This is a genomic window from Pseudarthrobacter sp. ATCC 49987, assembly GCF_009928425.1.
In the GTDB taxonomy this organism is placed as follows: Bacteria; Actinomycetota; Actinomycetes; order Actinomycetales; family Micrococcaceae; genus Arthrobacter.
The window spans coordinates 4,161,393-4,169,727 of the sequence record NZ_JAABNS010000001.1 but is presented as its reverse complement, the minus strand read 5'-3'; the positions used below and the strand labels follow the sequence as shown (position 1 = coordinate 4,169,727).

Genomic DNA, 8,335 nt, shown 5'->3' with positions numbered 1-8,335 from the left:
TCCCTGCATCATGCCTGACAGGTGCGCCGCGGTGTGGCCGTCACGGGTGCGGACCATGATCATGGTGAGCGCGACGGCGGTCAGGCTGCCTTGACCCAATCCCAGCAGCCCGGTCCACAACCAGATCAACTCGAGCGGGCCGAAGATGCTCAGTGCGAAGCCGCCACCGGTCATGAGCGCCACCACGGTGTTGATCGCGCGCTGGTCCCGGAACCGGGTGGCAAGCGCCGGGGCGAACAAGGACCCCAGCATCTGCAGCACGATCGAGACGGAGACGATCACTCCGGCCGTGCCGCCGTCCACCCCGCGTTCGCGCAGGATCGGAGCCAGCCAGGCGAAAACGCTGAAGGACATCATCGCCTGCAGCACCATAAAGATGGTCACCTGCCACGCGACCGCCGAGCGCCACACATTCACGCCGCCGTGCGCGCTCTGGTGCCGGCCGTGGCGCTGCCTGATGGCCAGCGGCAGGAACAGCAGAAGTACGACGCCGGCGGGCAGCGCCCAGAACCACAGCGCTGCGGTCCACTCCCCCGTCGCGCTGAAGACGGGGTAGGTGAAACCGGCGCCAAGGGCCGCTGAGGCGCAGATCGCCGTGGTGTAGAGGCCGCCCATCAGCCCGAGCCGGTGCGGGAAGTCACGCTTCACCAGGCCGGGCAGCAGCACGTTGCACAGCGAGATTGCGGCGCCGCAGGCCGCCGTCCCGGCCAGCAGAGCGGGAAGGTGCCCGGCGGCTCCGGCCTCCAGGGGCCGCAGCAGCAGCCCGGCGGTGAGCACCGCCATGGCGCCCAGCAGCACCCGCTCGGCCCCGAAGCGGCGGGCCAGAACGGGAGCCAGCGGGGCGAAGACCCCCAGCAGCGTCACGGGCACGGTGGTCAGGACGACGACGGCCCAGCCCGGCAGCCCGGCGTCGGCCGTCACTTCCGGCAGTACCGCGGCGAAGCTGGAGAAGACAGTACGGAGGTTCAGGCCGATCAGGACCAGGCACACGCCCAGGTAGGCCAGGGTGCGGCGGCTGCCGACCCGGGTGGGGTCCGCCGCGGGTACGTCGTCGATCTCGGCGTCCACCAGCAAGACCCGACGGTCCCCGGTCTTGAGGCCGCTGACGGTGGAGTCCTGGGGGCTTTTCGGTACAGTCACGGACCCCATTCTGGCAGGCTCGGTGCCGCCCGCGGTGTCAACAGAGCGCTTCCGGCCAATCCTGCCGACCCGGGCCTACACCGGAACTCCACTATTCTGGAAGGGATGAGTGAATCCCCAGAATCCCCCGAGTCGCCGCAGACACCGCGCCCGGTGACCCCCGGCAGCCAGGCCTCCTTCGGCACCTATGGCGGCCGGCCGGTCAGCTTTGTGCGCCGCGGCACCCGCCTGCAGGGGCGCCGGCAGGTGGCGTGGGAGGAACATTCTGACCGATGGGCCGTCGACGTCCCCCGCCACATCGCCAACACCTCCGTACACCCGGACTACGTCTTCGACGCCGAAGCCGAATTCGGCCGCAAGGCCCCCCTGATCGTGGAGATCGGCTCGGGGCTCGGCGATGCCGTGTGCCACGCGGCCGAGGAGAACCCGGACAAGGACTTCCTTGCCGTGGAGGTCTATACGCCGGGACTGGCCAACACGCTGATCAAAATCAACAGCCGCGGCCTCAGCAACGTCCGCGTTGTGGAGGCGAACGCCCCCGAGGTGCTGGCCACCATGCTGCCAGCGGCTTCCGTCACGGAACTGTGGGTCTTCTTCCCGGACCCGTGGCACAAGTCCCGGCACCACAAGCGCCGCCTCATCCAGCCGGCGTTCGCCGAGCTCGCCGCGCGGGCGCTCAAGCCTGGCGGCCTTTGGCGGATCGCGACGGACTGGTCCAACTACGCCGTCCACGTGCGCGAGGTCATGGCCGGCTCCCCCGACTTCGAGAACCTGCACGACGGCGAGCGCAGCGGCGCGGAGAGCCCGCTCACCCAAGTGTGGGAATCCGGCGTCGAGTCCCTCGTGGGCGGGGCCCCCGTCAAGGAGGGCCGCGCACCCGTGAGCACGGAACACACCGGACCCAACGAGGGCATCGATGAGACAGGCGGCTGGGCCCCGCGGTTCGACGGCCGGATCCTGACGAGTTTCGAGAACAAGGCGCACGAGGCGGGCCGGCTCATCTTCGACCTCAGCTACCTGCGCCGCTAGGCCGGTCACTCGACCGTGCTGTTCCCGGCGGCCTCCGCGTGGCACGATTACCGAAGATGCATGAACCGGGCGGAACTCACGTCCGGCAGAACCACCGAGCCAGTTGAGGGACCGCCATCAAGAGAGAACTGAAGGACGCCGCCGACGCGGCCGAAGACATCACCAATTCCCGCCCGCTGGAGCTGGTGGCCCGCGCCGGTTTTGCCGTGAGCGGCATCCTGCACTTCCTCATCGGACTCGTCGCGATCCGGCTCGCCATGGGCGGCGAAGGCGAGGCTGACGTCAGTGGTGCAGTGGAGCAGCTTGGGAGCCAGCCGGCCGGTCCACTGCTGCTGTGGAGCTCTTTCGCCGCCTGCGTCGCCCTCGCGATCTGGCAAACCAGTGATGCCATCTTCGATTTCGAGCACCTGCCGGCGAAAAAGAAACTGGGGAAAAAGGCCAAGGCCGCCCTCCAAGCCGTCGTCTACGCCGGACTCGCCCTCACCCTGTTTTCCTTCGCCAGCGGCGCCGGCAAGGACCACACCAGCTCCACCAGCGACCTCACAGCCTCCGTGCTGAAGGCCCCGGGAGGCTACGCACTCCTGCTCGCCGTCGGCGCGGGCGTCGCAGTCGCCGGAATCGTCTACGCCATCCGCGGCTTCCGGCAGTCCTTCGCCAAGCACCTCCGCCTCCCCGCCTCGCACAAGGCACGGACGGCGGTGACCGTCCTCGGCGTCGTCGGCTACGCCGCCAAAGGCATTGTCCTGCTTCTCGTGGGGCTGCTGGTCATTGTCGCCACGATCAAAGCCCACCCCGAGGAGTCCACCGGGCTCGACGGCGGCCTCAGGGCCCTCCGTGACCAGCCGTTCGGCATGTACATCCTGGCTGCGGTCGGAGCTGGCCTCATTTGTTACGGGATCTTCATGATGGTGCGCGCCAAACTGGCCAAGATGTAATGCCCGACGCGCACCGACCGGACACCCACGAACCCGTCGTCGGCTCCGCCTACATCCTGGCCGGGACACTGATCTCGGACGGCGCTGCCACGGCTGATTCCGTGGTCGCGGTGGCAGACGGAAGAATCGCCTACGCCGGCCCCCGGAGCGGCTTCGACGCGGCCCGCTTCCCCGTTGCGGAGGAACTCAAGCTTCCGCCGGGCAGCTCGATCCTTCCCGGACTCGTCGACCTCCACTGCCACGGCGCGGCAGGCGGCGGCTTTCCCACCGGCGACAGCCACGCGTGCCGCGACGCCGTCAGCTTCCTGCACCGCAACGGAACAACCACACTGCTGGCCAGCCTCGTCACGGCGTCAGGGCAGGAGCTCGTGAGGGGAGTCGGGGTGCTGAGGCAACTCGCGGACGAGGGCCTCATCGCGGGCATCCACTCCGAAGGCCCGTTCCTCGCCCAGGCCCGCTGCGGGGCACAGGACCCGCAATGGCTGCGGGCCCCGGACCCCGATTTGCTCCGCCGGCTGCTGGATGCGGCTGGCGGCACCCTCAAGACCATGACGTATGCCCCCGAGCTGCCGGGCGCCGACGGTCTGGTCAGCATGCTCGCCGCGAATGGCGTCACGCCGTCGCTGGGCCACACCGACGCCGACGCCCAAACCACCGTGGATTCCCTGACCAGCGCGGCCGCGTCCCTGCGCGCCCGCGCCGGAGCCCTGAACGCTACTAACTCCGGTGCTTCCGGGCCCGGAACGGGCCGGCGGCCGACGGTGACACACCTGTTCAACGGGATGCCGCCGCTCCACCACCGAAGTCCCGGCCCTGTGGCGGCATGCCTGCGCCTCGCGGCCCAGGGCACCGTCGCTGTGGAACTCATCGGCGACGGCGTCCATCTGGACCCCGCGACGGTCCGGATGGTCTTCGAGCTGGTCGGCGCCGGCAACGTCGTCCTGGTCACCGATTCCATGGCGGCGACCGGCCTGCCCGACGGCGACTACGCGCTCGGTCCTGCCGCCGTGGTGGTGCGCGACGGCGTGGCGGCACTGAAGAGCAACGGCGCCCTCGCCGGCGGCACGGCCACCCTGCTGGAAGTTGTCCGCCGCACGATCGGGGCCGGGGTCAGCCCTGCCGACGCCGTGAAATCGGCGACCCTGGTCCCGGCCAAGATCCTGGGCCTTGAGGCCGAGATCGGGAGCCTGAAGGCCGGCATGCGGGCCGACATTGTGGCGGTCGACGCAGACTTCGGGCTCGCCGCGGTCCTTCGCGGCGGTCAACCCCTGGCACGCCCCGCCTCCTGAGCCGGGGCTCGACGCCGTCGTGCACGGCTGCCGAACGTCGCTGACCTTCGGCCGCAATCATGGCGCCATGAGGCGGGATGTGGCTCTGTGTGATCGTTTGTTGCAGAACATGTCGTCATTGTTGGGAAATCGAAGATTCTGCAACAAAGTGGATGTTGCCGCCACCCGCAACGGTCGCGGAACCGAAAAATGTCCTTCGTGACGAATAAAGACCATCCAGATCGGCTGAGAGACCTGGCTCGATGACGCCGTAGCAACCACCCGCAAGGGCAAGGTGCTAATGCCAGGACCGATGGAGATTGCCAAGATCCCAGGTTCCACCGGCCCGGCCCCGTGCTGTGTCGGACAAACTCGTACGGTTTTGGCGTCCCCCGGTCACGACCGAGAGGATCCGCGATGGATACCCCTGAATCACTCACGCCCGCCACGAGTTCGAAGAGCAGGCGCCACCCGCTGCGTTTACTGGCACTGATGGGCGCGGCAGCCCTGGCCTTGAGTGCCTGCGGCGGTGCTGGCGGCACGTCGGCATCCCAGGCCGGCGCGGACGGAAAGCCGGTGCAGGGCGGAACGTTCGTCTTCGCCGAGGTCACCCCGATTAACAACTTCCAGACCCAGGCGGCGCGCTTCTACGAAAAGGCGAACGTCCTGAACAGCGTGCTGGACCGGCTGACCTATTTCGATGCAAAGAAGGGCGAGCTTGTCCCCTGGATCGCCAGCAAGTTCACCGCGAGTGAGGATCAGACCAAGTTCACCTTCACAATCCGCCCCGGAGTGACTTTCAGCGATGGAACGCCGCTTGACGCCAAGGCAGTCCAGGCAAACTTCGAGGCCCTGGGCAAGGGTATCGAGAGCGCCAAGATCCAGCCGAACGTTGACTTCTCCACCTACGAGTCCTCGCAGGTCACCGGCGAGGACCAGGTGGAAGTAACCCTGTCCTCCCCCGACGCCAACTTCCTGCGCGCCACGTCCTCCGTCACCGCCGGACTCGTGTCGCCGAAGACCCTCACCCTGGACAACGCCGCCCAGTCGGCCATCGCGAAAATCTCCGGATCGGGTCCCTTCACCTTCGAATCAGAGAAGGCCGATGAGGAAATCGTCCTGGCCAAGCGTTCCGACTACGCCTGGGCTCCGGAGGGTGCCGCCAACCAGGGGGCCGCCTATCTGGACAAGGTCGTCGTGAAGTACCTGCCGGAAGTGGCCCACCGCGCGGGGGCCGTGCAGACCGGCCAGGTTGACTTGGTCCGCGGCCTGCAGCCGGCCGACGAAACTGCCCTCGCCGGGAGCGGCAACCAGGTCCTGCCGGCCAAGGGCATTGACCTGACCGCAAACATGGCGGCGGCGCGGGTCGGCAGCGGCAAGCTGGCGGACGCGAAGGTCCGCCAGGCACTGCAGCTCGGCATCGACCGGCCGACGCTCAAGGACACGGTGCTCTCCGACAGCTACGAACTCGCCGGCTCCATCCTGAACCGTGAAGCACCAGACTTCGTTGATCTCTCCGCCGACCTGGCCTACAACCCGGAGAAGTCCAAGAACCTGCTGGATGAGGCCGGCTGGGCAGTTGGCTCCGACGGCATCCGCGCCAAGGACGGCCAGAAGCTCGAAGTCACCGTCACGTCATCCAACAACTCCGTGGTCATCAAGCCCGCTTTCGAACTGATCGAGCAGCAGTGGCGCAAGATCGGCGTGAAGCTGGTCAACCGCGCGGCGGACAACGCCTTCCTGGCGACTTCCATGAAGGACCCCAACGTGGAATTCTTCGGAACGCGGCAGTTCGCCTACGGCGGCCTGGGGCCGGTCTTCGGCCCGGTCACCAACACGCAGACATTGAACGCGGACCCGCAGCTCAATGCGCTCTTCGCCACGGAACGCGCCGCCACCAGCGCAGCAGCGCACAAGCAGTTCGTCGCCGAAGAACAGCGCACGCTGGTTGTCGACCAGGCGTTGGCCCTCGTTCTCTGGGACGAAGTCCAGGTCTACGGCGCCAACGCCAAGTCACACGTCGAATTCACCTCCGGCACCGCACCGATTTTCCAGGGTGCCTGGAAGACCGGCAAGTAGGTCGTCATGGGTCTTTACTTTGCGCGGCGCCTCGGACAGGCACTGCTTGTCATCTGGCTGGCGTACACGCTCGTCTTCCTGGCAATACAGCTGCTGCCCAGCGATCCGGTCACGATCTTCCTCTCGGCGGACGCCGCGGCTGACCAGGCAACGATTGATGCCATGAAGGCCCAATACGGCTACGACCAGCCCCTGCTGGTGCAGTATTTCAACCAGCTTGGGCAGTTGCTCGGTGGAGACGTCGGGTACTCCCTGGCCTCCGGACAGTCGGTGGCGACCCGCATCGGCGCGGTGGCCGGATCCACCCTGGCGCTGGCCTCCAGTGCCTTCGTGTTGGCCGTCGTCCTGGCTGTGGCCCTCGTGGCCGCGGCCTGGTTGAGCCGCTCGACGGCGCTGCAGCGCTTCATCACCAATCTCCCGCCGTTGTTCGCAGCGGTTCCGGTGTTCTGGCTCGGGCTGGTGCTGCTGCAGCTGCTGTCCATCCAGCTCGGTGTGATGTCCCTGTTCCCGGACGGTTCCTTTGCATCGCTGGCAGTTCCCGTCCTTGTCCTGGCCCTTCACGTTTCCGCCCCGATCGCGCAGGTACTGCTCAAGAGCATCACTCACGTCTATGAGCAACCGTTTATCGACGTACTGCGGGCCAAGGGCGCGTCCCCCGCATGGATCTTCTACCGCCACGCCCTGAAGAATGCTGCGGGTCCGGCAATGACCATTGCCGGCATCACGGTCGGAACCCTGCTTGCCGGTTCCGTCATCACGGAGACCGTCTTCGCCCGCTCCGGCCTTGGCTCGGTGGTCCTCCAGGCCGTCACCGTCCAGGATGTCCCGCTGGTCCAGGGCCTGGTCCTGCTGACGGCGTCGGCGTTCGTTGCAGTGAACCTGATCGTCGACCTGCTGTATCCGCTGCTGGATCCCCGCATCCTCAAGAGCAGTGCCCACGGCTCGCCACGAGCACTGGCTGCCTGAGACCGAACGGAGAACCTTGTGAGCCTCAACCTACTACCAACAGATCCTATTGATGAGGCCGCGCTGCCTCCTGCCGGTGGCAGCGCCGCAGCGATTGGCCCGGGAAAGCGCGAAAGAAGCATCCTGCGCTCGGCGGGCCTGTGGCTGACCGTCCTTCCGTTGCTGATCGTCCTGGGGTGGGCATTTCTGCCGGGCCTCTTCAGCGCCTTCGACCCCATCAGCGGCATTCCGAAGCAGAAGTTCCAGCCGCCAAGTGCCGGGCACTGGTTCGGTACCGACCACTTGGGCCGGGATGTCTACGCGAGGGTCGTGCATGGCACCTCGCAGACCCTGCTCACCGCAGGGCTCGCTGTCCTGATCGGATTCGTGGTGGGAACGGCCCTGGGCCTGTTTGCTGCGACGGCCGGCCGGGCCGCGGATTCGAGCACCATGCGCCTCGTGGACGTGCTCCTGGCGGTGCCGGGATTCCTGATCTCCCTGATCATCGTGACGGCGTTCGCGCCCGGACCAATCTCGCTCGGCGTCGGCGTGGGCATCGCCTCGATTGCCTCGTTCGCCCGCGTGGTCCGCTCGGAAGTCCTGCGCGTGCGCAACCTGGACTACGTCGAGGCCGCCTTCCTCAACGGGGGATCGTACTGGTCCGTCGTCTGGAAGCATGTCCTGCCGAACTCCTGCGGCCCGGTGCTCGCACTGCTGGCAGTCGACCTTGGAGCTGCCATTCTCGCAATTTCCGGACTTGGCTTCCTCGGCTTCGGTGCCCCTCCGCCCACCCCGGAATGGGGCTTGCTGATCTCTGAGGGTCGGCAATACCTCGCTGGCGCGTGGTGGATGACCAGCCTGCCGGGCCTGGTCATCGTGCTAACGGTCGTGCTCTTGGCCGGTCTCGGACGCCAACTTCTCAAGATCTTCCGGTTTTAG

7 protein-coding genes and 1 riboswitch are annotated in these 8,335 nt (G+C 67.2%); of the genes, 6 read left to right on the top strand and 1 reads right to left on the bottom strand.

The window, feature by feature from the left end; all coding sequences use genetic code 11:
* Positions 1-1,149, bottom strand: a 1,149-nt coding sequence (locus tag GXK59_RS19280; RefSeq protein WP_237393953.1) for an MFS transporter, incomplete at its 3' end; no start/stop codon positions are given.
* 96 nt (positions 1,150-1,245) lie between these two features.
* Between GXK59_RS19280 and trmB the strand changes: the two genes are divergently transcribed.
* From trmB to GXK59_RS19250, 6 genes are all read left to right on the top strand, one after another.
* The gene (trmB, locus tag GXK59_RS19275; RefSeq protein ID WP_160663389.1) at positions 1,246-2,169 is read left to right on the top strand and encodes a tRNA (guanosine(46)-N7)-methyltransferase TrmB; all 924 of its coding nucleotides are present in this window, start codon (positions 1,246-1,248) and stop codon (positions 2,167-2,169) included.
* 128 nt (positions 2,170-2,297) lie between these two features.
* Entirely contained in the window at positions 2,298-3,104 is an 807-nt protein-coding gene (locus GXK59_RS19270; RefSeq protein WP_160668903.1) for a DUF1206 domain-containing protein, read from the top strand.
* Positions 3,104-4,393 (top strand): N-acetylglucosamine-6-phosphate deacetylase, encoded by a 1,290-nt coding sequence (locus GXK59_RS19265; protein ID WP_160663387.1) that lies wholly within the window; start codon positions 3,104-3,106, stop codon positions 4,391-4,393. Before GXK59_RS19270 ends, GXK59_RS19265 begins: the two co-directional genes overlap by 1 nt.
* A gap of 209 nt (positions 4,394-4,602) precedes the next feature.
* Positions 4,603-4,692, top strand: a riboswitch (SAM riboswitch).
* 97 nt (positions 4,693-4,789) lie between these two features.
* Positions 4,790-6,451, top strand: a complete 1,662-nt coding sequence (locus GXK59_RS19260) for an ABC transporter substrate-binding protein (protein WP_160663385.1) — start codon at positions 4,790-4,792, stop codon at positions 6,449-6,451.
* A gap of 6 nt (positions 6,452-6,457) precedes the next feature.
* Positions 6,458-7,417, top strand: a complete 960-nt coding sequence (locus GXK59_RS19255) for an ABC transporter permease (protein WP_160663383.1) — start codon at positions 6,458-6,460, stop codon at positions 7,415-7,417.
* A gap of 18 nt (positions 7,418-7,435) precedes the next feature.
* Positions 7,436-8,335: an ABC transporter permease gene (locus GXK59_RS19250; RefSeq protein WP_237393710.1), complete on the top strand. Its 900-nt coding sequence runs from the start codon at positions 7,436-7,438 to the stop codon at positions 8,333-8,335.

Bases quoted from the DNA above. Each gene is read 5' to 3' on its own strand.
- GXK59_RS19260 (WP_160663385.1), top strand. From the start codon at position 4,790: ATGGATACCCCTGAATCACTCACGCCCGCCACGAGTTCGAAGAGCAGG.
- trmB (WP_160663389.1), top strand. From the start codon at position 1,246: ATGAGTGAATCCCCAGAATCCCCCGAGTCGCCGCAGACACCGCGCCCG.
- GXK59_RS19255 (WP_160663383.1), top strand. From the start codon at position 6,458: ATGGGTCTTTACTTTGCGCGGCGCCTCGGACAGGCACTGCTTGTCATC.
- GXK59_RS19265 (WP_160663387.1), top strand. From the start codon at position 3,104: ATGCCCGACGCGCACCGACCGGACACCCACGAACCCGTCGTCGGCTCC.